At 69.8% G+C, this 23,215-nt stretch carries 20 protein-coding genes; 12 read left to right on the forward strand and 8 right to left on the reverse strand.

Features of this window, described 5'->3' with window-relative positions; genetic code table 11:
• The first annotated feature begins 61 nt into the window (after window positions 1-61).
• On the forward strand, window positions 62-973 hold the full coding sequence (gene rsmA, locus OG210_RS18870; protein WP_328327445.1) for a 16S rRNA (adenine(1518)-N(6)/adenine(1519)-N(6))-dimethyltransferase RsmA: 912 nt from the start codon (window positions 62-64) through the stop codon (window positions 971-973).
• The gene (locus tag OG210_RS18875; protein ID WP_328327443.1) at window positions 970-1,941 is read left to right on the forward strand and encodes a 4-(cytidine 5'-diphospho)-2-C-methyl-D-erythritol kinase; all 972 of its coding nucleotides are present in this window, start codon (window positions 970-972) and stop codon (window positions 1,939-1,941) included. The genes rsmA and OG210_RS18875 overlap by 4 nt, the downstream gene beginning before the upstream one ends.
• Here OG210_RS18875 and OG210_RS18880 read toward each other — a convergent pair.
• Window positions 1,929-2,102, reverse strand: coding sequence for a type II toxin-antitoxin system YoeB family toxin (locus OG210_RS18880; protein ID WP_328327441.1), 174 nt, complete (start codon window positions 2,100-2,102; stop codon window positions 1,929-1,931). The genes OG210_RS18875 and OG210_RS18880 overlap by 13 nt on opposite strands.
• Between OG210_RS18880 and OG210_RS18885 the strand changes: the two genes are divergently transcribed.
• The 4 genes from OG210_RS18885 (at window position 2,102) to OG210_RS18900 (ending at window position 8,985) form a co-directional block, all read left to right on the forward strand.
• Complete coding sequence (locus tag OG210_RS18885; protein ID WP_328327439.1) at window positions 2,102-3,910, forward strand: ABC-F family ATP-binding cassette domain-containing protein; 1,809 nt, start codon at window positions 2,102-2,104, stop codon at window positions 3,908-3,910. The two genes, OG210_RS18880 and OG210_RS18885, sit on opposite strands and share 1 nt — an antisense overlap.
• Before the next feature lie 252 nt (window positions 3,911-4,162).
• A complete protein-coding gene (locus OG210_RS18890; RefSeq protein WP_328327437.1) occupies window positions 4,163-6,028 on the forward strand; it encodes a PQQ-binding-like beta-propeller repeat protein in 1,866 nt (621 codons plus the stop codon).
• Between the two features lie 43 nt (window positions 6,029-6,071).
• The gene (locus OG210_RS18895; RefSeq protein WP_328327435.1) at window positions 6,072-8,027 is read left to right on the forward strand and encodes a PQQ-binding-like beta-propeller repeat protein; all 1,956 of its coding nucleotides are present in this window, start codon (window positions 6,072-6,074) and stop codon (window positions 8,025-8,027) included.
• Between the two features lie 214 nt (window positions 8,028-8,241).
• The gene (locus tag OG210_RS18900) at window positions 8,242-8,985 is read left to right on the forward strand and encodes a response regulator transcription factor (protein ID WP_371537809.1); all 744 of its coding nucleotides are present in this window, start codon (window positions 8,242-8,244) and stop codon (window positions 8,983-8,985) included.
• Window positions 8,986-9,016: 31 nt separating this feature from the next.
• Here OG210_RS18900 and OG210_RS18905 read toward each other — a convergent pair whose 3' ends face one another.
• Window positions 9,017-9,349 (reverse strand): hypothetical protein, encoded by a 333-nt coding sequence (locus tag OG210_RS18905; protein ID WP_328327430.1) that lies wholly within the window; start codon window positions 9,347-9,349, stop codon window positions 9,017-9,019.
• A 15-nt stretch (window positions 9,350-9,364) separates the two neighbouring features.
• A complete protein-coding gene (locus OG210_RS18910) occupies window positions 9,365-11,035 on the reverse strand; it encodes a sodium:solute symporter family protein (RefSeq protein ID WP_328327428.1) in 1,671 nt (556 codons plus the stop codon).
• A gap of 219 nt (window positions 11,036-11,254) precedes the next feature.
• Between OG210_RS18910 and galT the strand changes: the two genes are divergently transcribed.
• From galT to OG210_RS18930, 4 genes are all read left to right on the forward strand, one after another.
• Window positions 11,255-12,340, forward strand: a complete 1,086-nt coding sequence (galT, locus tag OG210_RS18915; protein WP_328327426.1) for a galactose-1-phosphate uridylyltransferase — start codon at window positions 11,255-11,257, stop codon at window positions 12,338-12,340.
• Window positions 12,337-13,344, forward strand: coding sequence for a UDP-glucose 4-epimerase GalE (gene galE, locus OG210_RS18920; protein ID WP_328327424.1), 1,008 nt, complete (start codon window positions 12,337-12,339; stop codon window positions 13,342-13,344). The genes galT and galE overlap by 4 nt, the downstream gene beginning before the upstream one ends.
• The gene (galK, locus tag OG210_RS18925) at window positions 13,341-14,480 is read left to right on the forward strand and encodes a galactokinase (protein ID WP_328327422.1); all 1,140 of its coding nucleotides are present in this window, start codon (window positions 13,341-13,343) and stop codon (window positions 14,478-14,480) included. Before galE ends, galK begins: the two co-directional genes overlap by 4 nt.
• Window positions 14,481-14,671: 191 nt before the next feature.
• A complete protein-coding gene (locus OG210_RS18930) occupies window positions 14,672-15,439 on the forward strand; it encodes a response regulator transcription factor (RefSeq protein ID WP_328327420.1) in 768 nt (255 codons plus the stop codon).
• Here the strand turns inward: OG210_RS18930 and OG210_RS18935 are convergent.
• Window positions 15,398-15,895, reverse strand: coding sequence for a MarR family transcriptional regulator (locus OG210_RS18935; RefSeq protein WP_328327418.1), 498 nt, complete (start codon window positions 15,893-15,895; stop codon window positions 15,398-15,400). The two genes, OG210_RS18930 and OG210_RS18935, sit on opposite strands and share 42 nt — an antisense overlap.
• A 133-nt stretch (window positions 15,896-16,028) precedes the next feature.
• On the opposite strand from OG210_RS18935, the gene OG210_RS18940 reads away from it, so the two are divergent.
• Both OG210_RS18940 and OG210_RS18945 read left to right on the forward strand, forming a co-directional pair.
• The gene (locus tag OG210_RS18940; protein WP_328327416.1) at window positions 16,029-16,817 is read left to right on the forward strand and encodes a trans-aconitate 2-methyltransferase; all 789 of its coding nucleotides are present in this window, start codon (window positions 16,029-16,031) and stop codon (window positions 16,815-16,817) included.
• A 28-nt stretch (window positions 16,818-16,845) separates the two neighbouring features.
• Window positions 16,846-17,208 carry a glyoxalase gene (locus OG210_RS18945; RefSeq protein ID WP_328327414.1) on the forward strand — a complete coding sequence of 121 codons (363 nt, stop codon included), beginning with the start codon at window positions 16,846-16,848 and terminating at the stop codon, window positions 17,206-17,208.
• A gap of 420 nt (window positions 17,209-17,628) precedes the next feature.
• Here the strand turns inward: OG210_RS18945 and speB are convergent, their stop codons facing one another.
• The 4 genes from speB to OG210_RS18965 form a co-directional block, all read right to left on the reverse strand.
• Window positions 17,629-18,612: an agmatinase gene (speB, locus tag OG210_RS18950; RefSeq protein WP_328327411.1), complete on the reverse strand. Its 984-nt coding sequence runs from the start codon at window positions 18,610-18,612 to the stop codon at window positions 17,629-17,631.
• Window positions 18,613-18,666: 54 nt separating this feature from the next.
• Complete coding sequence (locus tag OG210_RS18955) at window positions 18,667-20,109, reverse strand: cytosine permease (RefSeq protein ID WP_328327409.1); 1,443 nt, start codon at window positions 20,107-20,109, stop codon at window positions 18,667-18,669.
• Between the two features lie 118 nt (window positions 20,110-20,227).
• On the reverse strand, window positions 20,228-21,481 hold the full coding sequence (locus tag OG210_RS18960; RefSeq protein WP_328327407.1) for a D-arabinono-1,4-lactone oxidase: 1,254 nt from the start codon (window positions 21,479-21,481) through the stop codon (window positions 20,228-20,230).
• Window positions 21,478-23,037 carry an aldehyde dehydrogenase family protein gene (locus OG210_RS18965; protein WP_328327404.1) on the reverse strand — a complete coding sequence of 520 codons (1,560 nt, stop codon included), beginning with the start codon at window positions 23,035-23,037 and terminating at the stop codon, window positions 21,478-21,480. Before OG210_RS18965 ends, OG210_RS18960 begins: the two co-directional genes overlap by 4 nt.
• Window positions 23,038-23,215 lie beyond the last annotated feature (178 nt).

A 23,215-nucleotide genomic window follows, 5' to 3' on the forward strand; every position in this document is an offset into this window, starting at 1 on the left:
ACGAGCGGGGTGCGCGCCCAGCGCGCGCCCCGGGCTCTCCGCGCGGCCGTAGGCTTGACGGGTGAGCAGCACTGAACCCGAGGTATCCGAATCCGCGGCCTCCGAAGTCTCCGACGCCCTTCTGGGCCCCGCCGACATCCGCGAACTGGCCACCGCGCTCGGCGTACGCCCGACCAAGCAGCGCGGCCAGAACTTCGTCATCGACGCCAACACGGTGCGCAGGATCGTCCGGACCGCCGAGGTGACCCGGGACGACGTCGTCGTGGAGGTCGGCCCCGGCCTCGGTTCGCTGACCCTGGCGCTCCTCGAAGCGGCCGACCGGCTGGTCGCCGTCGAGATCGACGACGTACTGGCGGGTGCGCTGCCCGCGACGGTCGAGGCCAGGCTGCCCGCCCGCGCCGACCGCTTCACGCTCGTCCACTCCGACGCGATGCAGGTCACCGAGCTCCCCGGCCCGCCGCCCACGGCGCTGGTCGCGAACCTCCCGTACAACGTGGCGGTCCCGGTCCTGCTGACGATGCTGGCCCGGTTCCCCTCGATCGAGCGGACGCTGGTGATGGTCCAGGCGGAGGTCGCCGACCGGCTCGCGGCCGAACCCGGCAGCAAGGTGTACGGGGTGCCATCGGTCAAGGCCAACTGGTACGCGCACGTCAAGCGGGCCGGATCCATCGGCCGCAATGTGTTCTGGCCGGCACCGAACGTGGACTCGGGCCTGGTGTCGATGGTCCGGCGCGCCGAGCCGGTCGCGACCACGGCCACCAAGGAAGAGGTCTTCGCGGTCGTCGACGCGGCGTTCGCGCAGCGCCGCAAGACCCTCCGCGCCGCGCTGGCCGGCTGGGCGGGGTCGGCGCCGGCGGCCGAGGCGGCGCTGGTCGCTGCCGGGATCTCGCCGCAGGCGCGCGGGGAGTCGCTGACGGTGGAGGAGTTCGCCCGGATCGCGGAGGGCAAGGCAGCCGCGGAGGGCAAGGCGTGACGGTCCACGAAGGCACGGCCCACGAAGGCACGGCTGACAGCGGTACGGAGCACACCGCAGGTGTCACCGTCCGCGTCCCCGCCAAGGTCAACGTCCAGCTCGCGGTGGGCGGCGCGCGCCCCGACGGCTTCCACGACCTGGCCAATGTCTTCCTCGCGGTGTCGCTCTACGACGAGGTCACCGTCACCCCCGCCGACACCCTGCGCATCACCTGCACCGGCCCCGGCGCCGACCTGGTCCCGCTGGACCGTACGAACCTGGCGGCGCGTGCGGCCGAACTGCTCGCGGGCCGGCGCGGTATCGAGCCACGCGTACACATCCACATCGACAAGGACATCCCCGTAGCGGGCGGCATGGCAGGCGGCAGCGCGGACGGCGCAGGCGCCCTGCTGGCCTGTGACGCACTCTGGTCCACAGGCGCATCGCGCGACGAGCTCCTCGGCCTCTGCGCCGAGTTGGGCAGTGATGTGCCGTTCAGCCTGGTCGGCGGAGCGGCGCTCGGCACCGGCCGGGGCGAGCGGCTGACACCGCTGGAGCTGGGCGGCGCGTTCCACTGGGTGTTCGCGATGGCCGACGGAGGGCTCTCCACCCCGAGGGTCTTCCGCGAGTTCGACCGCCTCACCCCCGACGCCGGCCCGCCGCAGGCGTCACCCGCGCTGATCGACGCGCTGCGCACCGGCGACACGGTGGCCCTGGCGGGCGCCCTGTCCAACGACCTCCAGCCGGCGGCGCTCTCCCTGCGCCCCTCCCTGGCGGACACGCTCGCAGCAGGCACGGCGGCCGGCGCGCTGGCCGCACTGGTCTCCGGCTCCGGCCCGACGACGGCGTTCCTGGCGAAGGACGCGGACGCGGCGGAGCGGATCGCGGCGGAGTTGCTGGAGTCGGGGACGTGCAGGTCAGCGCGGGTCGCGGCGTCGGGGGTCGCGGGGGCGACGGTCCTGCGGAGCGGTCCGGGTCAGCACCCGTAGTCGTAGCGGCAGGCGGCGATCCGGACCTCTTCGCCGGCCACCTTGTGGATCAGCCGGTGCTCTTCGGTGATGCGGCGGGACCAGTACCCGGGGGCTGCAAAGGCCCCGCCCGCAGCGCCGTACCCTGGGAGATCGATCCACCCCCGTCCCAGGAGCGTCAATGGCCGTCAACCTCGTCAATGTCGAGGCCGTCAGCAAGGTCTACGGCACCCGTGCCCTGCTGGACGGTGTCTCACTCGGCGTCTCCGAGGGCGACCGTATCGGCGTCGTCGGCCGCAACGGAGACGGCAAGACGACCCTCATCCGGATGCTGGCCCGGCTGGAGGAGCCCGACACCGGGCGGGTCACCCACAACGGCGGCCTGCGCAGCGGCGTCCTCACCCAGCACGACTCCCTCGACCCGCAGGCCACGATCCGGCACGAGGTCATCGGCGACCTCGCCGACCACGAGTGGGCGGGCAACGCCAAGATCAGGGACGTGCTGACCGGGCTCTTCGGCGGGCTCGACCTGCCCGGATTCGCCCAGGGCCTGGACACCGTCATCGCCCCGCTCTCCGGCGGTGAGCGCCGCCGCATCGCGCTGGCGAAGCTGCTCATCGCCGAGCAGGACCTGATCGTGCTCGACGAGCCCACCAACCACCTCGACGTCGAGGGCATCTCCTGGCTCGCCGGCCACCTCCGCGCCCGCCGCTCCGCGCTCGTCGTCGTCACCCACGACCGCTGGTTCCTGGACCAGGTGTGCACCCGGATGTGGGACGTCCAGCGCGGCGCCGTCCACGAGTACGAGGGCGGCTACAGCGACTACGTCTTCGCACGGGCCGAGCGCGAACGCATCGCCGCCACCGAGGAGTCCAAGCGGCAGAACCTGATGCGCAAGGAGCTGGCCTGGCTGCGGCGCGGCGCCCCCGCCCGTACGTCCAAGCCCCGCTACCGCATCGAGGCCGCCAACGAACTGATCGCCGACGTGCCGCCGCCGCGCGACACCTCCGAGCTGATGAAGTTCGCCAACGCCCGGCTCGGCAAGACCGTCTTCGAGCTGGAGGACGTCACCGTCCGGGCCGGGGACAAGCTGCTGCTCCAGCATCTGACCTGGCAGCTCGGCCCCGGCGACCGGATCGGTCTGGTCGGGGTGAACGGCGCGGGCAAGACCTCGCTGCTGCGCGCGCTGGCGGAGGCGGCCCGTACCCAGGGCGACGCTCAGCCCGCCGCCGGGAAGGTCGTCGTCGGGAAGACCGTCAAGCTCGCCTACCTCTCGCAGGAGGTCGCCGAACTCAAGCCCACCCTGCGGGTACTGGAGGCGGTGCAGCAGGTACGGGACCGGGTCGACCTCGGCAAGGGCCGCGAGATGACCGCGGGCCAGCTCTGCGAGCAGTTCGGTTTCTCCAAGGAGAAGCAGTGGACGCCGGTCGGTGACCTGTCCGGCGGTGAGCGGCGGCGCCTGCAGATCCTGCGGCTGCTGATGGACGAGCCCAACGTCCTGTTCCTCGACGAACCGACGAACGACCTGGACATCGAGACCCTGACCCAGCTGGAGGACCTCCTCGACGGCTGGCCGGGCTCGATGATCGTGATCTCGCACGACCGGTTCTTCATCGAGCGCACCACGGACCGCGTCTTCGCGCTGCTCGGCGACGCGAGCCTGCGGATGCTGCCGCGCGGTGTCGACGAGTACCTGGAGCGCCGCCGGAAGGTGATCGACGCGCAGACCCCGGCCGCCGTGCAGGCCGTGGCCAAGGAGGTTCCCGGTGTGGTGTCCGCCAAGGACGGCCGCGCCGCCAAGAAGGAACTCCAGAAGATCGAGCGGCAGTTGGACAAGTTCTCCGATCGGGAGAGCAAGCTGCACGCGCAGATCACCGAGAACGCCACGGACTTCGGGAAGGTGGCCGAACTGGACGCGGAGCTGAGGGAACTGGCGGGTCAGCGCGAAGAGTTGGAGATGCGCTGGCTGGAGCTCGCCGAGGACGCCTGAGGGCTGTCGTCCGGGCCCCCGGCCCCTCCGCGCAACTCGCATAACGAGGGCATCACAGCCCGGTTCTCCCTTGGGCACGGGGGCGGACCGGGCCCTCTCACGCCGTTCTCCGGGTGATAGAAAGAACTCCCGCTCGACTGACGTTGATGTGTGGGATCCACACCCGATTCGCTCCATTCCGACGGCTACGGCCGGCGGAATTGCGGGGGAGGCCGGTCGGGCAGTGGACCCCGCGTAAAGAGGTATGTGCTGATGACTCAGCCGCCCGACCAGCAGCCGCCGCGGGGCGGTTTCGGCGCCCCGCAGGACCCTCCGCCGGGTGGCTTCGGCGCTCCGCCGCCGCCCGCGCAGCCGCCGCAGATGCCGCCGCCGCCCCAGGCGCCGCCGGGGCAGCCGGCCGCACCGCCGCAGGGCCCGCCCCAGGGACCGCCGTCCGCACCGCCGCAGGGATCTCCGTCCGGGCCGCAGCCCGGTTACGGATATCCCCAGCAGGCCCCCCAGCAGCCGCAGTCCGGGCCCTACGGGTACCCGCAGCAGCAGCCCCAGCAGCCGGGTCCGTACGGCCAGCAGCCCCAGCAGCCCGGCCCCTACGGCCAGCAGCCGCCGCAGGGTCCGTACGGCCAGCAGCAGGGCCCCTACGGCTACCCGCAGCAGCAGTACCCGGGCGGGCCGGTCCCGCCGCAGGGCGGGGGCAAGAACCCCTTCAAGGGCAAGCCGGGCGTCATCATCGGCGCGGCCGTCGCGGCGCTGCTCGTCATCGGTGGCGGGGCCTACTTCGCCCTGAGCGGTAGCGACGGCGGCAAGAAGCCGGTCGCCAGTGACAGCAAGAACATCGACGGCAAGCCGACCGGGTCCCCGACCGTCGACCAGGGCGACGGCAGCGGCAACGGCCGCTCCGGCGACGACGATCTCAACGCCGGACGCAAGGCGGGCGAGGACAAGGTCCTCTGGCTCCAGACCAACAAGGTCGCGCTGCCGCAGGACGGCGCCGAGAACTACGGCATGTGGTTCAGCGGCGATGTCGTCGTGCGCGCGATGTACAAGAAGGTCACCGCGTACGGGGTGAACGACGGCAAGGAGAAGTGGAGCGTGCCGACGCCGCACGCGATCTGCGCGGCGCCCCACCAGACCACTCCCGACGACAAGATCGTCATCGCGTACAAGAGCAACGACACCGACCGGGCCGACTGCAACCAGATGCAGGTCATCGACCTGAAGTCGGGCAAGGCCGGCTGGCACAAGCCGATCCCGAAGGAGGGCGCCTTCGACATCATGAGCTCCCTGGAGCTGACGATCGCGGGCGACACCGTGACCGCCAGCCGGATGGGGCCCTCCAGCGCCTTCTCGGTCAGCGACGGGCACAAGATCTTCGGGAGTATGCAGGGCGCGTGCCAGCCCGACGCGTTCGCGGGCGGCGCCAAGCTGATCGCGATCGAGTCGTGCACCAAGAACAGCCAGCCGGACGCGACCGAGCAGGTGCAGGAGCTCGACCCGTCGACCGGCAAGTCCAAGTGGACGTTCCCGCTCCCCGCGGGCTGGCAGGTCAAGAAGGTCTACTCGCTGGACCCGCTGGTCATCTACTCGACCAACGAGAAGAAGAAGTCCTGGAACATCTCCGTCCTCAAGAGCGACGGAACGCGGCGCTCCCAGCTGACCACCAAGGACAGCTTCCAGCCCGAGTGCGGTCTGTCGATCATCGACCGTGACCTCCAGGGCTGTGTCGGCACGGCGGCCGACGCCAACACGCTGTATCTGCCGACCGAGGTGAAGAGCGGCGCGAACGACGTGGTCGCGTTCGACCTGAACACCGGCAAGGAGAAGTGGCGGGTGCCCGCGGGCAGCGACCGTACGATGCTGCCGCTGCGGATGGACGGCTCCAACCTCATCGCGTACAAGGAGCCCTCGTACGACGGTGGCGGCGCGGTCGTCAGCATCCCGTCGACGGGTGGCAAGGCGAGTGTGGTCCTCCAGAACCCGGAGTCGACGTCCAGCATCGAGAACTCGTTCTTCTCGAAGCTGGTCGCCTACCAGGACGGCCGGTTCTTCCTGATGTCGGGCCAGGTCAGGGGCAAGAGGGGCGACACCACCGAGAAGACGATGCTGGTCTTCGGCAAGTGAGCTGTCCCCGGATCCCCAACTCCCCCTCCACGAAGGCAGATCAATGACCCAGCCGCCACAGCCCCCACAGCCGCCCCAGCCACCCAACGGACCACCGCAGGGAGGGTACGGCGCATCCAAGGAGTCCCCGGCAGGCGGATACGGTGCCCCGACCCCGCCGGGCAGCACTCCGCCCGGCAGTACTCCGCCCGCCAACACCCCGCCGGTCCCGCCGCAGATGCCGCCCCAGGCTCCGCAGACCCCGCCGCCCGCGGGTCCGCCGCCCGCCGGTCCGCCGCCCGCGGGCCCGCCGCAGGCCGGGGCCCCGCAGGGCCCCGTGTACGGCTACCCGAACCCGCAGCAGCCGCCCGGCCAGCCCGGCTACGGCTATCCGCAGCAGCAGCCCGGCGGCCCCGGGTACGGCTTCCCGCAGCAACCGCACCAGCAACAACAACCGCAACAGCAGCTGCAGCAGCCCGGCTTCCCGCAGCAGCAGCCCGGCGTACCGGCGCAGCAGCAGTACGCGACGCAGCCCATGCAGCCGGCGCGCGGCAGCCTGGGAGGCGGCGCCGGTGGCGGCAGGTTCGGCATCGACGCGAAGATCATCACCTCTGCGGTCGTCGCGATCGTGCTGATCATCGGTGCGGGCTTCGTCTACTCGTCCAGCAAGGGCGACAAGGAGCCCAACGTGTCGAGCGCGGGCCCCACGGGCGGCGGCGACAAGACCGGCACGGACACCGCCAAGGGCGCCGGCGGCAAGGAGAAGGTGCCCGCCGACACCAACTCCAAGGTGCTCTTCCAGCTGCCGGCCCCGAAGGTCGGCGACGTCACCGGCGTCAACGGCTCCTGGGCCACCGACAAGCTGTACGTGAAGTCCGGCGTCAACGCGGTCTACGGCTATGACGCGGTCACGGGCTCCCAGGTCTGGAAGCTTCCGCTGCCGGGCCCGCTCTGCGCCGCGACGAGCCACGTCAGCAAGGACGACAAGACGGCCATCGCCTTCCAGCCGAAGGTGCCGACGAAGGCCAAGGAGTTCTGGGGCTGCTCGGAGGTCGCCGCGCTCGACCTCGACAAGGGCAAGCTCCTCTGGCAGAAGTCGTACAAGGACGGCGACAGCAAGGTCAGCGTCGACGAGGTCACCCTCGGCGGCGACACCGTCGCCACCGGCAGCACCAACGGCGGCGCCGCCTGGGGCCTGGAGAAGGGCGAGGTGCGCTGGCTGCCCAAGGTCAGCACCGACCAGTGCGAGGACGCCGGATACGGCGGCGGCGCCAGCACCCTGGTCGCCGTCCGCAGGTGCGGCGACTACGACAGCCCGCAGGTCAGCGTTCAGAACCTGAACCCGAAGACGGGCGCGCCGATCTCCTCGTACAAGATGCCGCCGGGTGTCCAGTACGCCCACATCGTCTCCACCGACCCGCTGGTCGTGGCCGCCGACGTCGGTGACACCGCGGGCGACGGCAGCGGCATCTCGGACTACTTCTCCGTCGACGCCAAGACCGGCAAGCTGCGCGCCCGGATCCCGGCCAACGCGGACAAGTACGCCGGCAAGTGCGACAGCACCGCGGTCGAGCAGTGCAACGACCTGGTCGTCGGCAACGACCGGCTGTACCTCCCGACGGAGCAGCACGACGGCGTCGGCGACGCGATCGGCCAGACCAACGAGATCGTCGCGTTCGACCTGGCCACCGGCAAGCCGGTCCCGGGCCGTGCAGACGCGGGTGCGGGCTACTCGGCCTACCCCGTACGGATGGACGGCTCCAACGTCATCGCGTACAAGACGGGCCCGTACAACAAGGGCGGCCAGGTCGTCTCGATCAACGGCTCCACCCTCAAGCAGACGCTGCTGATGACCAACCCGGGCCAGGAGTCGGTCCGCGGGGCCGAGTCCAGCTTCCTGGCGGACAGCGCCGAGATCCGGTTCACCAACGGCCGGCTGTATCTGGCCGACGACACCATCAGCGACTACACGTCCGACTCGGAGAAGCACTACCTGGCCATCGGGTTCGGCACCGGCTGACCGCAGGCCGGGTCTCTTCCCGGACATCCGATGGGGGCGCCACCCGGTGACGGGCGGCGCCCCCATCGCCGTTTCCGGGAGGAGCCCCGGGGGCAACAGCCCCTCGCACTATGCCCGTCGGGGGCGCGCGGGGCGTGACAAGCGTGTAACTTGCCGGGGCAGGAAAGCCGGGCCCGGGAGCGCTCCCGGCGCGGGGGAACAGGGGGACTGCTCCATGGGCGTGCGGCTCATGGTGGTCGACGACCACCGACTGCTCGCCGAGGCGCTCGCCTCGGCGCTGAGACTCCGCGGGCACCGGGTGCTCGCAGCGGCCGCGCCCACCGGGGGCGCGGCCGACCTCGTGGTGAGCCGGGCGCCCGACGTCTGCCTGTTCGGGACGGCCACGCCCGCCGAGCCCGGGGTCTTCGACCCGGTCGCACGGATCAGGAAGGAACGGCCTCAGGTGTCCGTGGTGGTGCTGGGCCCGGTGCCCAACTCGCCCGGTATCGCGGCCGCGTTCGCCGCCGGTGCCTCCGGTTACGTACGCCACGACGAGCGCATCGAGGGGGTCGAGCGGGCCATGGCGCAGGCGTGTGCGGGGGAGACGGCGGTCGCGCCGCAGCTGCTGCAGGCCGTCTTCACGGAATTGCTCAACCCGGTGGCACAGCCCGATGACGAGGGGCAGCGGCTGCTGGGTCTGCTCACCCCGCGCGAGGCCGAGGTGCTGGCCCGGGTCGCGGAGGGCGAGGACACCCGGCTGATCGCCGCCGGGATGCGGATCGCGCCGAGCACCGCCCGTACGCATGTGCAGCGGGTCCTGGTGAAACTCGGCGTCGGCTCCCGGCTGGAGGCGGCCGCGCTCGCCGCACGCACAGGGTTGCTCGATCACGCGGCCGCGCGGGGGCTGCTGACCGGCATCGGCCGGCCGGGGAAGCCGGAGGGGCCGGAGAAGCCGGAGGGGCCGGACTCACGGGAGTGAAGTCCGGCCCCTCGGGGAGCTGTTGCGGGATCTACGGCGTCTTCTGCCCGGCCGATGTCTCGTCCGGCGTGTCGTCCGCTGTGCGGTCCGCCGTGGCATCCGGCGTCGGCGGCGCCACCGGGCGCAGCCACAGCCAGACCAGGAAGAACAGGCCGAGCGCGAGCATCGCGAGCCCGGTCCAGAGGTTGATGTTGATCCCCTGGGCCTTCTTCAGGTCCGCGTCCGACGCGGTGAACCCGGCGATCGTCACGATGATCCCGTACACCACGAACAGTCCGCCGATGATGCGCCGGATGTCGAAGAGGCGGGCCGCCGTCGCGGACTTCTTCTCCAGTTCGGAGACTTCGTTCTGCAGTTCAGACATGGTGGGTGCCTCCGATCAGAGCGAGTAGGGCAGGTAGCAGAGGGCCGCGACGACGATCGCGCCCCAGCCGAGCAGGGCCGGCTTGCGGTACCAGGCGTCGTCGCCCTCGGCCGGCACCTCCGGAGCGTCCGGCGACTCCGTTCCGTATACGAGACCGGCCAGTTCGGCCACCGGCTTCGGTGCGGTGAAGAGCGTGACGAGCACCATGACGACCGCGCCGGCGACGAAGCCGACGATCGCCGATACGAAGTTGGCGCCCTGGTCGCTCGGGATGTCGATGATGCCCTGCTTGTAGATCCAGAAGTAGTTGACCATCGCGGCGCAGGTACCGGCGAGCAGGCCCCACACACCCGACTTCATCGAGGCGCGCTTCCAGAACATCCCGATGATGAAGACCACGAACAGCGGGACGTTGAAGAAGGAGAAGAGCGTCTGGAGATAGCTCATGATGTTGGAGAAGCTGGCGGCGATGAAGGCCGTGCCGATGGAGGCCAGCACGCCGATCGCCGTGATCATCCGGCCGAAGCGCAGGTAGTACGCGTCGGGCTTGTCCTTCTTCACGTACCGCGCCCAGATGTCCGTCGTGAAGACGGTGTTGAACGAGGAGACGTTGGCGGCCATACCGGCCATGAAGGCGGCCAGCAGACCGGTCACCGCGATACCGAGGACACCGTTGGGCAGCAGCTCCTGCATCAGCAGCGGGATCGCGTCGTTGTACGTCAGGTCCGAGCCGGGGGTACCGATCGTCGGGACGATGACGGCGGCGACCAGGCCGGGGATCATCACGAGGAAGACGATGAACATCTTCGGGATGGCGGCGATCAGCGGGGTGCGCTGGGCGGCGGAGAGGTTCTTCGCGGACAGCGCGCGCTGTACCTCGGCGAAGTTGGTCGTCCAGTAGCCGAAGGAGAGCACGAAGCCCAGGCCCAGGATGATCGTCAGCCAGTTCGCGCCGAGCGGGTTCGCGTGGCCGATCGAGGTGCCGCCCCAGGCGGTCATGAAGTCATGGCCGTGGCTCTTGGTCAGGGTGTGGGAGAGGCCGTCCCAGCCGCCGACCCGCTTGAGGCCGAGGATGGTGAGGGGGATCAGCGCGGCGAGGATGACGAAGAACTGCAGTACCTCGTTGTAGATCGCCGACGAGAGTCCGCCGATGGTGATGTAGACGAGCACGAAGAGGCCGGCGACGACGATCGCGACCCACTGCGGCCAGCCCAGCAGCGCCTCCACGACGATCGACAGGGCGTAGAGGTTCACGCCCGCGATGAGGATCGCCGAGAAGGCGAAGAGTATGGAGCTCAGCAGGTGCGCCGACTTGTCGAAGCGATGCAGCAGGAACTCCGGTACGGAGCGCACCTTCGACTTGTAGTAGAAGGGCATCATCACCAGGCCGAGGAAGACCATGGCGGGGATGGCGCCGATCCAGTACCAGTGGACGACGGCCACGCCGTACTGCGCGCCGGTCGCCGCCATGCCCAGGATCTCGGTCGCGCCGAGGTTCGCCGCGACAAAGGCCAGGCCAGTGACCCAGGCGGGCAGCGAACGGCCCGAGAGGAAGAAGTCCAGGCTCGTCTTCACGCTCGCTCTGGCGGCGAATCCGATGCCCAGGACCACGATGAAGTAGATCGCCAGAATCGTGTAGTCGAGCCCGTTCGTGGGGAGCCGGAGTCCGGCAGCCAGGTATTGCATGAGTACTCGCTTCGTTGCCAGAACTTTTCCGCTGCGGAACCTACGCTCCTGTGTTCAAAAAATGAACACTTCGCTGGTGTTCTTTGTTTGATTGTGATCGGGCTGGTTGGTATGTCCTGATGAAAGCGCTTGCTTCATTTCCATTGACTGTTCTGTTGACTTGTGGTTTGTTGTGTGCGGTTCTGTTTGGGTAGGTAGCAGTGGGCGAGGAGCGCCAGAGTGAAGAAGACATCGACCCGTCTCGCCGACGGTCGTGAGCTGCTCTACTACGACGGCCGGGACGACATGGTCCGCGACGCCGTGGACCGGCGCCCCCTCGGCCCTGTCGCCACCGCGTCCGAGATCCGCACCGACCCGCTGCTCGGTGACGCGGTCGCCATCTCCTCGCACCGCCAGGAGCGCCCCTACCACCCGCCGGCCGACGAGTGCCCGCTCTGCCCCTCCCGCGACGGACGGCTCAGCGAGGTCCCCGACGCGGACTACGACGTCGTCGTCTTCGAGAACCGCTTCCCCTCGCTCGCCGGGGACTCCGGCCGCTGCGAGGTCGTCTGCTTCACCTCCGACCACGACGCCTCCTTCGCCGACCTCACCCCCGAACAGGCCGCCCTGGTCCTGGATGCCTGGACCGACAGGACCGCCGAGCTGGCCGAACTCCCCGCGGTCAAGCAGGTGTTCTGCTTCGAGAACCGCGGCGCGGAGATCGGTGTGACCCTCGGCCACCCGCACGGCCAGATCTACGGCTACCCCTTCATCACCCCGCGCACCGCGCTGATGCTGCGCTCCGCCGACGCGTTCCAGGAGAGCAGCGGCGGCCGGAACCTCTTCGACGAGACCGTCGCACGCGAAGTGGCCGACGGCTCCCGGGTGGTACTGGAGGGCGCGCACTGGGTCGCGTTCGTCCCGTACGCCGCGCACTGGCCGTACGAGGTGCACCTCTACCCGAAGCAGCGCGTACCCGACCTGCGCTTCCTCGGCGACGAAGCGCGCACAGAGTTTCCACAGATGTATCTGGAACTGTTGAGGCGCTTCGACCGGATCTTCGACGGGCCGGGTGGCAGGAAGGAAGGGGCGGGCGAGCCTCCGACGCCGTACATCTCCGCCGTCCACCAGGCACCCTTCGGCGAGCTGGACGGATACGGCATCAACCGGGACGAATTCGCCCTGCATCTTGAGCTTTTCACCATTCGCCGTACTTCGGGCAAGCTGAAGTTCCTCGCGGGTTCCGAGTCGGGCATGAACGTCTTCGTGAATGATGTGCCGCCGGAGACCGCGGCCGAGCGACTGCGAGAGGTAGCGAGCAAGTGAGCAAGAAGTATCTGGTCACCGGTGGCGCGGGATACGTCGGCAGTGTGGTGGCCGCGCATCTCCTGGAGGCCGGTCACGAGGTGACCGTGCTCGACGACCTCTCCACCGGCTTCCGGGTGTCCGTCCCCGAGGGCGCCACGTTCATCGAGGGCCGCATCCAGGACGCCGCCAGGTGGCTCGACTCCTCGTACGACGGGGTGCTGCACTTCGCCGCGTCCTCGCAGGTCGGTGAGTCGGTCGTCAACCCCGAGAAGTACTGGCTGAACAACGTGGGCGGCACCACCGCGCTGCTCGCCGCGATGCGGTTCGCCGGCGTCCGCACGCTGGTGTTCTCCTCCACCGCCGCGACCTACGGCGAACCCGCCACCGTACCGATCAGGGAGAGCGCCCCCACCGCGCCGACCAACCCGTACGGCGCCACCAAGCTCGCCGTCGACCACATGATCAGCGGCGAGTGCGCGGCACACGGCCTGGCCGCGGCCAGCCTCCGGTACTTCAACGTCGCGGGCGCCTACAAGACGTACGGCGAGCGCCACGACCCCGAGTCGCACCTCATCCCGCTGGTCCTCCAGGTCGCCCAGGGCCGCCGCGACGCCATCTCGGTGTACGGCGACGACTACCCCACCCCGGACGGCACCTGCGTACGCGACTACATCCATGTCGCCGACCTCGCGGAGGCACACCTGCTCGCCCTGGACGCGGCCGCCTCCGGCGAGCACCTGATCTGCAACCTCGGCAACGGCAGCGGGTTCTCGGTCCGCGAGGTCATCGAGACCGTACGCAAGGTCACCGGCCACGCCGTCCCCGAGCAGGCCGCCGGCCGCCGCGCGGGCGACCCGGCCACGCTCGTCGCCTCCGCCGACACCGCACGCGAGCGGCTCGGCTGGGCCCCCTCGCGCTCCGATCTGGCCGGGATCGTCTCCGACGCCTGGGCCTTCGCACAGAACGCCCGCACATCCGACCGGACAGAGCCGTCCGCACACAGGGGAGTTGCTGAGGAATGAGTTTCGAGGAGCTGTACGGCTGTGCCCCCGAGGGCACCTGGGCCGCACCCGGCCGCGTCAACCTCATCGGTGAGTACACCGACTTCAATGAGGGCTTCGTCATGCCGCTCGCCCTGCCGCACACCGCCGTCGCGCAGGTGTCCCGGCGCACCGACGGCGTACTGAGGCTGTACTCGGCGGACATCGAGGGCGGCATCGTCCAGCTCCGCACCGACGAACTCGAACCGCTCACCAACACCAGCTGGGCCGCCTACCCGGCGGGCGTCGTCTGGGCGCTGCGCGAGGCGGGCCACCCGGTGACCGGCGCCGACATCCACCTCAGCTCCACGGTCCCCACCGGCGCCGGACTCTCCTCGTCCGCCGCCCTGGAGGTCGTCACCGCGCTCGCCCTCAACGACCTGTACGAACTGGGCCTGGACTGCAACCAGTTGGCGCTGATCGCGCAGCGCGCCGAGAACGCCTTCGTCGGCGTGCCCTGCGGCGTCATGGACCAGACAGCGTCGGCCTGCTGCGCCGACGGCCACGCGCTGCACCTCGACTGCCGGGACCACTCGATACGGCAGGTCCCCTTCGACCTGGCCGCACAGGGGCTGCGGCTGCTCGTCGTGGACACCAGGGTCAAGCACGCCCTGGGCGACGGCGCGTACGCCGAACGGCGCGCGGGCTGCGAGGAGGGCGCCCGGATCCTGGGCGTCCCCGCGCTCCGCGACGTGCCGTACGAGCAGCTGACCGAGGCGCTGGCGAAACTCACCGACCTCGCAGACCCGAAGGTGCGCGGCTACGTCCGCCATGTCGTCTCGGACAACCACCGGGTGGCGCGGACGGTCGCGCTGCTCGACGCGGGCGACGTACGCGGAGTCGGTCCGATCCTCACCGACGGCCACGCCTCGCTCCGCGACGACCTGCTGGTCTCCTGCGAGGAGCTGGACCTGGTGGTGGCATCGGCGAACGCGGGCGGCGCACTGGGCGCGCGGATGACCGGCGGCGGGTTCGGCGGTTCGGCGATCGTGCTGGTCGAGGAGGTGCACGCGGAGGCGGTGGCCAAGGCGGTGACGGAGGCGTTCGCCGAGGCCGGGTACACGGCGCCGCGGATCTTCACCGCCACGGCATCGGCGGGGGCGCGCCGGCTGAGCTGAGGTGTCACCGATGTCCGGCCATCAGCAGTGACGGTCACCGATGTCCGGCCGTCACCGGTGACCGCATAGCACTCCTGTCCGCCCATCGCCGGTGTTCCCCAATCACCGGACGAGCCCGGTGCGCGCCCGTACGCTGAATCACAGTCTCCGGTGGGGACCGGTGCGTGGGCGTGGGGGTTCCAGTGGGGCATATGGGTCATATCCGTGTTCTCGTCGTCGACGACCACCGCATCTTCGCCGAGTCGCTCGCCGCGGCCCTCGCCGCCGAACCCGACGTGGAGGTCACCGCCGCGGGCAGCGGACCGGCCGCGCTGCACTGCCTGGACCGGGCCTCGGCGGACGGGCGCCCATTCCATGTGCTGCTGGTCGACGCCGACCTCGGCGTCGCCGCGGGGTGGGGCGCCCGCCCGGCCGCCGTCCCCGCCGACGGGGAGAGCGCCCCGGCGGACGGCATCTCGCTGGCCGCCGCGGTGCGCGCGGCCCGGCCCGCGCTCCGCACCGTCGTACTCGCGGCGCGGGACGACTCGCGCCGGGCCGCGCTGGCCCTGCGGGCCGGGGCGTCGGGGTGGGTCGCCAAGGACAGCTCGCTCCAGCGCCTGCTGGCGGTGATCCGGGGTGTCCTGCGGGACGAGACGTATCTGCCGCCCGCCCTGCTCACCGGCGTCCTGCGGGAGCTGACCACGGCCCACCGGGACCGCTCCGAGAGCGAGCTGCTGGTCGAGGCGCTGACGCCCAGGGAGCGCGAGGTGCTGCGGTGCATGGTCGCGGGCCTGGGGCGCAAGGCGGTGGCGGAGCGGCTCTTCCTCTCCCCGCACACCGTCCGTACGCATATGCAGAACGTGCTGGGGAAGCTCGGTGTGCACTCCACGCTGGCCGCGGTCGCCCTGGCGAGACGCGCGGGGGTGGGGCCCGCCGACCTAACCGGGGATGTTGTCGAACGGGGCGGTCAACTGGCGTAGCAGACTGGCGAGTTCACCCCGCTGGGTGCGTGAGAGCTCGGCGAGCAGAGCGCGCTCCTGGGCGAGCAGCCCGGCCAGCGCCTGATCGGCCCGGTCGCGCCCCTCGGCGGTGAGCCGGACCAGTACCCCGCGCCGGTCGCTGGGGTCGGGCAGCCGCTCGACGAGTCCCTTGGTGGCGAGCCGGTCGATGCGGTTGGTCATGGTGCCCGACGTGACGAGGGTCTGGGTCAGCAGCTGCCCGGGGGAGAGCTGGTACGGGTCGCCCGCGCGGCGCAGCGACGTCAGGACGTCGAACTCCCACGGCTCCAGGTTGTGCTCGGAGAACGCGAGCCGACGGGCCCGGTCGAGATGGCGCGCCAGTCTGGACACCCGGCTCAGGACCTCAAGCGGTTCCACGTCGAGGTCGGGGCGCTCGCGGCGCCATGCAGCTACCAGCCGGTCGACCTCATCCTCCATGTGGATCAGTGTAGAGGGTCTGTCGACATGAAGTCTCTTGGTATCAACTATCTCGGCGGCAACTATCTCGGCGGCAACTATCTCGATAAGAACTATCTTGACATCGAGAGACTTTCGGGGGAATGCTGATTCCATGACCGCACCCACCTGGGATCCGCAGCAGTACCTGCGCCACGCGGACCATCGCACCCGCCCCTTCCGCGACCTCCTGAACCGCGTCCCCGGCACCCCGGCCACCATCGCCGACCTCGGCTGCGGCGCCGGAAACGTCACCGCCCTGCTCGCCGACCGCTGGCCGAACGCCCGGATCACCGGCTTCGACAACTCCCCGCAGATGCTGGCTCAGGCCCAGCAATACGCGGGCCCCCGGCTCGGCTTCGCCCACGCCGACGCCACCACCTGGACCCCCGCGGTCCCGTACGACCTGCTCGTCTCCAACGCCCTGCTCCAGTGGGTCCCCGGCCACACGGACCGCTTCCCCGACTGGCTGGACGCCCTCGCCCCCGGCGGAACCTTCGCCTTCCAGGTGCCCGGCAACTTCACCGCCCCCAGCCACACCCTCCTCGCCGCACTGCGCGAATCCCCGCGCTGGAAGTCCCGGCTCTCCGGCGTCGGCGACCGGGCCGGAGCCGTCCTGGAGCCCGCCGGATACCTCTCCCGCCTCACCGGCCTCGGCTGCACCACAGACGTCTGGGAGACCACCTACCTCCAGCTCCTCACTGGCGACGACCCGGTACTCGACTGGGTCAAGGGCACCGCCCTGCGCCCGGTCCTCACCGCACTCGCCGACGACGAGGAGGCGGCAGCCGCCTTCCTCACCGAATACCGCGACCTGCTCCGCGCGGCATACCCACCGGGCCCGCACGGCACGGTCTTCCCGTTCCGCCGCATCTTCGCCGTGGCCCGCAAGGAGATCCGGTGACCGACGCCGCTGCCCGCAGGAGGAATCGATGATCACCGCCGTCGACCACGTCCAGCTCGCCGCCCCGCCCGGCACGGAGGACGAACTCCGCGCGTACTACACGGGGGTGCTCGGCATGACGGAGATCCCCAAGCCCCCGGTGCTCGCCGCCCGGGGAGGCTGCTGGTTCCAGTCGGGCCCGGTCCAGCTGCACCTCGGCATGGAAGAGGGCCACCACCCCTCGGCGAAAGCCCACCCGGCGCTGCGCGTGACCGGCATCGAGGCGTACGGGCGACTGCTGGAATCCCGTGGCGCGAAAGTGGTCTGGGACGGCGACCTCCCCGGCCACCGCCGCTTCTACTCCTGGGACCCGGCCGGAAACCGCATCGAGTTCCTGGAGCCGGTGGGCTGACCTGGCACGCGTTTCGCCCGGCAGGCCGCCGCAGCACTCCATGGCCAGCGCTGGCGAGCGCGGCGGATGGGGGTCGTGGTCGCGGCCCTTTTGTCCTGACTCGGTAGTGTTAGCCTGAATATAGGCCTACGAGATGTGTGAGGGAGTTCAACCGCCGTAGCCGACTTCGGCGGAGCGAGAGTTCCGCCGCTGCCGACATCGACGGTCGGGCTGAGAGGCCGGAAGGTCATGACGATGACGACCGGAAGGCAACCCCTAATCACCTGATCCGGACAATGCCGGCGAAGGGAATCCGTCTCGTAGGTCGTTATTCGGTTCGGCAGTGCCTTCCCCGCAATGACGTCGCCCCGCCGGTGGGCTGACCCGGCCGGCCCGGGTCCGGGCGCCCGGCCGGCCGGGCAACTCAGCGACCTGCGACGCTCACTGGCCCGTGCGGCCCGGCGTGGGACCGACAGGGGTCTTCGACATGAGGGTCACCAGATCGAAGGCCACCGTGGCGGCCGCCAGACAGGTGATCTCGGCGTGGTCGTACGCCGGTGCGGTCTCGACCACGTCGCCTCCGATCATGTTCAGTCCCTGCAACCGACGCAGGAGGTGCAGCAGTTCGCGGCCGGTGAAGCCACCCATCTCCGGTGTGCCCGTGCCCGGCGCGAACGCGGGGTCGAGCACGTCTATGTCGACCGAAACGTAGACCGGCGTATCGCCCACCCGGCGGCGCACCGCTTCCGCCGCTCCGTCGATGCCGAGCACGTCCAGATCACCGGCGCGGATCACCCGGAATCCGAGCTTGGCGTCCTCGACGAGGTCGAGCCGGTCGTAGATGGGCCCGCGGATGCCGAGGTGGATCGACTTGTCCTGGGCGAGCAGGCCCTCCTCGGCGGCGCGACGGAACACCGTGCCGTGCGTCGTGGGCGCGTCGAAATAGGTGTCCCACGTGTCGAGGTGTGCGTCGAAGTGGACCAGGGCGATCGGTCCGTGCTGCTTGTGGGCGGCCCGGAGCAGCGGCAGAGCCACCGTATGGTCCCCGCCGAGCGCCACGATGCGCCGGTTCCTGTTCCCGGCGACGTCACGGGCGAAGCCCTCGATCGAGCGGAGGGCGGAGGTGGTGTCGTACGGGGTGCACGGCACGTCACCCGCGTCGACGACCTGGACCTGCTCCAGGGGGGCGACATCGAGGTCGACGTGGAACCGCGGCCGGAGATGCCGTGACGCCTGACGGATCCCCATCGGACCGAAGCGGGCACCGGGACGGTATGACGTACCGCCGTCGAACGGGACGCCCAGCAGAGCGATGTCGTAGTCGGAAACATCCCTGATCTCCGGGACGCGGGCGAAAGTTCCGCGACCCGCGAACCGGGGCACCTGCGTGGCGTCGAGCGCGCCCATGGGGGTGAAGTCGGTCATGCTGTCTTCTCCTGTCATGCCGGTGGAAGGGGTGGGTGGCTGCTGCGGGTCGCGCTAGTCCAGGGCCGCCAGTTCTACGTCCGTGTCGAAGGCGGGAGGCTCCTCCGCCGCGGATTTCCTGGCCTGGTACCGCTTCATCACGAGGTAGTAGACCGGTGACGTGACGACCAGGCCGACGAACCACGAGATGTCGACACCGCCGAGCTTCGCGCCGAGCGTGCCGGTGTACAGGGTCGTGACGAGGAACGGCACCTGCACCGCGGCCCCGACGAGGTAGCACAGGACCGCCGGCCAGTTGACCCGGCCGTAGCGGCCACCGTCGGCCTTGAAGAAGTCCTCGACCACGTAGTCGCCATGGCGCACCAGGTAGTAGTCGACGAGGTTCACGGCGGTCCACGGGACCAGGGCGCTGAGCAGCAGGACGATGAAGTTGTTGTAGCTCGCCAGGAAGCCCTTCTCACCGAGGAGGGCGATGGTCAGCGCGATGCCGCAGAGCAACGCGGCCACCACGGCGCGCTCGCGGGCCCGGGCGGACCAGCGGGGAAAGAAGGTCTGCGCGACGGTGATGGCCGACAGGGTGCTGCAGTAGAGATTCATGGCGTTGGTCGCCGCGATCCCCACCGTGAAGACGACCACGACCGGAACGGCGAAGACTCCGGTGAGCTTCGTGAGACCCGCGATCACATCCGAACCAGGCAGAGCAAGGCCGACGGAGGCACCGAGCAGCATCGGCAGAATGGAGCCGATCGTGCTGCCCCAGTAACTCATCCAGAAAGCCGGCTTCGCGCCGGTGCCGGCCGGCATGTAGCGCGAGTAGTCCGAGACATACGGCGCGTAGGCGATCTGCCACACGGCGGCTGCCGACACCGTGCCCATGAACCCCGCGAGCGTGGCTCCGCCGGTACCGAAGAAGCCGTGGGGCAGCGGGTGCACGAACAGGACCCACACGAGAGCGAGCGCCAGCATGGCTCCCGAAAGGTAGGTCATGATCCGGGTGTAGGCGTGGATGAGCCGGTAGCCGTAGATCGTCGCGGCCAGGCTCACCACCGCGATGATGGTGATGCCGCCCTGGGTGCTGACCGGTGTGATGGTCGCCAGGGACTGCCCGCCGAACACCAGGTTCGCGACGAACCAGCCGATGTACATCACAATGACGACCAGGATGATCAGCACGGACCCGTAGGAGCCGAACTGGCCCCGCGTCTGCACCATCTGCGGGATGCCGAGGGTCGGGCCCTGCGCGGAGTGCAGCGCCATGAAGACCGCGCCGATCAGGTTCCCGGCGACGACACCCAGCACCGCGGCCCAGAGCGGCTGGCCGAAGAGCGTGGTCGACAGGCCACCGGTGACGATGGAGAGCACCATGATGTTCGATCCGAACCAGATCGTGAACAGGTCGCGGTTCGTGCCGTGGCGCTCGCTGTCAGGGATCGGCTGGATGGTTGCTGACTCAATGGTCTTCGCCGAGTCGTGGTGAGGTTGCGATGGCTCACTCATTGCTCTGTCCTTCCGAAGCAAGGTCCATGACCTGCCGGCGCACCTGCCGAAAACTGGTGTGAGGAGCGGCCGTCGAGGTGTGCCGCGACCGGGAGCCCCTGGGTGCGCGCGGTGCGGATCACCCGAGCAGCGGGCGCAGGTGATCGTTGAGAAAGAGACCCCTGGGGTCGAACTGCTTGCGGATACCGATGAATCTGTCGAGCTCGGGAAACATCTGCTCCATACGGGCGCGCGTCGTGAAATGCAGCTTTCCCCAGTGGGGGCGGGCGTTGTACGGCTGCAGGACGGCATCGACGTCGGAGAGGTATCCCCAGTAGTCGGTGCCGGCCGTGACGGTGATGGTGATCACCGTGTTGTCCCGCTTGTACTGCTGTGAGAGATAGGCATCGTCGGCGGCCACCCAGCGCACCTCGACGGGGTAGGTCTCGTCGGGGTACTTGCGGCGGATCAGTTCGCGGATCTCGCGGAAGGCGTCCAGCCCCTGCTCACGCGGCACGAAGTACTCGAGCTCGTTGAAGATGCGCCCGAAGCCGTCGGGGTATATCCGGTAGGACCGGTCGGTACGGTGGCCCTCGGCGGTGTCGACGCCCTCCGGCTCACGGATCTCCGCGAGGTCGTACACCTTGGTGTACGCGCGGTCCGCCATCGGCCGGCCGGCCGGCGTGGGCAGCTCGAAGAGCTCGGCTCCGCCGTCCGTCGGACACCACAGGAACGAGAAGTGCCGGTGGGCGTCAGGGTTGACGTCCCAGCCGCTGATCAGCTCGTCGACGTGCGGATAGGTGATCGTCTCGCGCAGGTGGTACCTGGGCGAGACTTCGAGCTCCACCTCGATGACGACACCCAGCGATCCCAACGACACCTGTGCGGCGCGGAGCACGTCGAGGTCGTCCTCACCGATCTCCACCACATCGCCGTTTCCGTCGATGAGCCGGATGTAGCGGACCGCTCCCGAGAAACTCGCGAGAGCGGTTCCCGAGCCGTGGGTGCCCGTGGCGATCGCACCGGCGATGGTCTGCTTGTCGATGTCCCCCTGGTTGGACAGCGCAAGGCCGGCCTCCCAGAGCGCGTCGCCGAAGGCGCTGATCGGAGTACCGGCCAAGGCGCGGGCCCGCCGCCGGGTCACATCGGTGCCGGTCACGCCGGAGAGGTTCTTGAGGCTCAGCAGCAGGCCGCCGGTCTGCACCAGCGGTGTACTCGAGTGCCCGGTGCCGGCGACACGGATGCTGAGCCCCTCGGCGATCGCCCGGCGCACGACGGTCAGCAGCTCGGCCTCGCTCGAAGGCTCGGCGTACTGGGCCGGGCTGAAGACCTGGTTCTCTCCCCAGTTCTGCCAGACGATTCCGCGCTTGAGTCCGGTGCGGGTGCCGCTCATCGTGCGTCGGCCCCTTCGCGTCCATCGGCCGCCGGGGCTTGTGGGCGGGACCGGTTCACCATCACGTGCTTGGTGCGGGAGTAGTCGTCCAGTGCGTAAGCCGACAGGTCGCGGCCGTAGCCCGACGCCTTGAAGCCGCCCCAGGGCATCTCGGTCGCGAACGTCAGATGGTCGTTGACCCACACCGTGCCGAAGTCGAGCTGCCGCGGCAGGTCGGCGGCGCGTCGCGCGTTCTCCGTCCACACCGATGCCGACAGGCCGTACGGCGTCGCATTGGCCGCAGTGACCGCGGCCTGCTCATCGGTGAACGTCTCGACGGTGACGACGGGACCGAAGATCTCCTCCCTGGTGCACTCGGCGCCGGCCGGCACGTCCACGAGAACCGTCGGGGGGATGAACCAGCCCGGCCCCTCCGGGGCATGGCCGCCTATCGCCGGACGTGCGCCTTCCGCGATCGCGCGCTCCAAGAAGCCGAGAACGGTCCGGTGGTGCGCCTCGGAGACGAGGGGCCCCATTTCCACCTCGTCACCGGCAGCGGGGTCACCCACCACGAGCGTCCCGACCCGTTCGACGAGCGCGTCGACGAAGTCGGCCGCCACCGACTCATGGACCAGAACGCGGCAGGCGGCGCCACAGTCCTGGCCCGTGTTGCCGAAACCGGCGAAGCGCAGGGTCTCGGCCACCGCCGCGATGTCGGCGTCGGGGAAGACCACGACCGCGGCCTTGCCACCGAGCTCCAGGTGCACCCGCTTCAGCGAGTCGGAAGCGGCCCGTGCGACGGCCTGACCGCTGCCCACCGAGCCGGTGACCGAGATCATCGCGACCTGGGGGTGCCTGGCCAGCGCCTCGCCCACGACCGCCCCTTCGCCCGTGACGATGTTGAGCACTCCCGGAGGGAGTACGTCAGCGAGGAGTTCGGCGAGACGGAGAGAGGTCAGGGGCGTGGCCTCGGACGGCTTGAGCACGCAGGTGTTGCCGGCCGCCAGGATCGGCGCGATCTTCCAGAGGCCGGTCAGCAACGGGTAGTTCCACGGTGTGATGGCGGCGACCACGCCGACCGGCTCGCGGACAATCATCGAGGTCCGGCCCTCGGCGTACTCACCGGCACCGAGGCTGAGCTGCGCACGGACGGCGCCCGCCATGAACTGCACGGTGTCGATCGACGCGTCGACGTCCTCAAGCGCGAGCCACAGCGGCTTGCCGGTGTTCACCGATTCAAGGGCAGCGAGCTCATCGCGGTGCGTCTCCATCACCGAAGCGGCCTTGAGCAGCAGGCCCGCGCGGTCCTTGGGAGTCAGAGTCCGCCAGGCCCGGAAGGCGGCCTGGGCGGCTCGCACGGCGGCGTCGACGTCCTCAGCGGTGCCCCGGAGGACTTGGCTGATCGGGCGACCGGTGGCGGGGTTGTACACAGGGATGGCGTCGACACTTGCCCCCGAGGTGGGGACACCGTTGATGAAGTGCTTCCTGGGTGAAAGCAGTTCCGCGGGAACCAGCGCCGGAGCGTCCGGCGAGGGACGAACCAGACGCCCGTTCGTGGTGCGCAGAGCCGAAGGCATGGGAGAAACCTTTCTGCAGGTGCTGACCCCATCCGGCCGGTGAGGTCTTGCCCACGATGGTGCGCGCCTCCGCTCTCACGAGCTGTACTCAATCCGTCAAAGCGACGACATCGAATTTGTGCAGACGCACAATTTTCTCCGCCGGCCGCGCCTGCCAGTTCTGTACAAATAGGTGATA

It is taken from the genome of Streptomyces sp. NBC_00466 (assembly GCF_041433995.1).
GTDB lineage: Bacteria > Actinomycetota > Actinomycetes > Streptomycetales > Streptomycetaceae > Streptomyces.

Coding starts and splice junctions, on each gene's coding strand:
- OG210_RS18960 (WP_328327407.1), bottom strand. CDS start 21,481: ATGAGCGGCACCCGCACCGGACTCAAGCGCGGAATCGTCTGGCAGAAC.
- OG210_RS18965 (WP_328327404.1), bottom strand. CDS start 23,037: ATGCCTTCGGCTCTGCGCACCACGAACGGGCGTCTGGTTCGTCCCTCG.
- OG210_RS18945 (WP_328327414.1), top strand. CDS start 16,846: ATGATCACCGCCGTCGACCACGTCCAGCTCGCCGCCCCGCCCGGCACG.
- OG210_RS18935 (WP_328327418.1), bottom strand. CDS start 15,895: ATGGAGGATGAGGTCGACCGGCTGGTAGCTGCATGGCGCCGCGAGCGC.
- OG210_RS18885 (WP_328327439.1), top strand. CDS start 2,102: ATGGCCGTCAACCTCGTCAATGTCGAGGCCGTCAGCAAGGTCTACGGC.
- OG210_RS18890 (WP_328327437.1), top strand. CDS start 4,163: ATGACTCAGCCGCCCGACCAGCAGCCGCCGCGGGGCGGTTTCGGCGCC.
- galK (WP_328327422.1), top strand. CDS start 13,341: ATGAGTTTCGAGGAGCTGTACGGCTGTGCCCCCGAGGGCACCTGGGCC.
- OG210_RS18910 (WP_328327428.1), bottom strand. CDS start 11,035: ATGCAATACCTGGCTGCCGGACTCCGGCTCCCCACGAACGGGCTCGAC.
- speB (WP_328327411.1), bottom strand. CDS start 18,612: ATGACCGACTTCACCCCCATGGGCGCGCTCGACGCCACGCAGGTGCCC.
- OG210_RS18905 (WP_328327430.1), bottom strand. CDS start 9,349: ATGTCTGAACTGCAGAACGAAGTCTCCGAACTGGAGAAGAAGTCCGCG.
- OG210_RS18930 (WP_328327420.1), top strand. CDS start 14,672: ATGGGTCATATCCGTGTTCTCGTCGTCGACGACCACCGCATCTTCGCC.
- OG210_RS18895 (WP_328327435.1), top strand. CDS start 6,072: ATGACCCAGCCGCCACAGCCCCCACAGCCGCCCCAGCCACCCAACGGA.
- OG210_RS18955 (WP_328327409.1), bottom strand. CDS start 20,109: ATGAGTGAGCCATCGCAACCTCACCACGACTCGGCGAAGACCATTGAG.
- OG210_RS18940 (WP_328327416.1), top strand. CDS start 16,029: ATGACCGCACCCACCTGGGATCCGCAGCAGTACCTGCGCCACGCGGAC.
- OG210_RS18900 (WP_371537809.1), top strand. CDS start 8,242: ATGGGCGTGCGGCTCATGGTGGTCGACGACCACCGACTGCTCGCCGAG.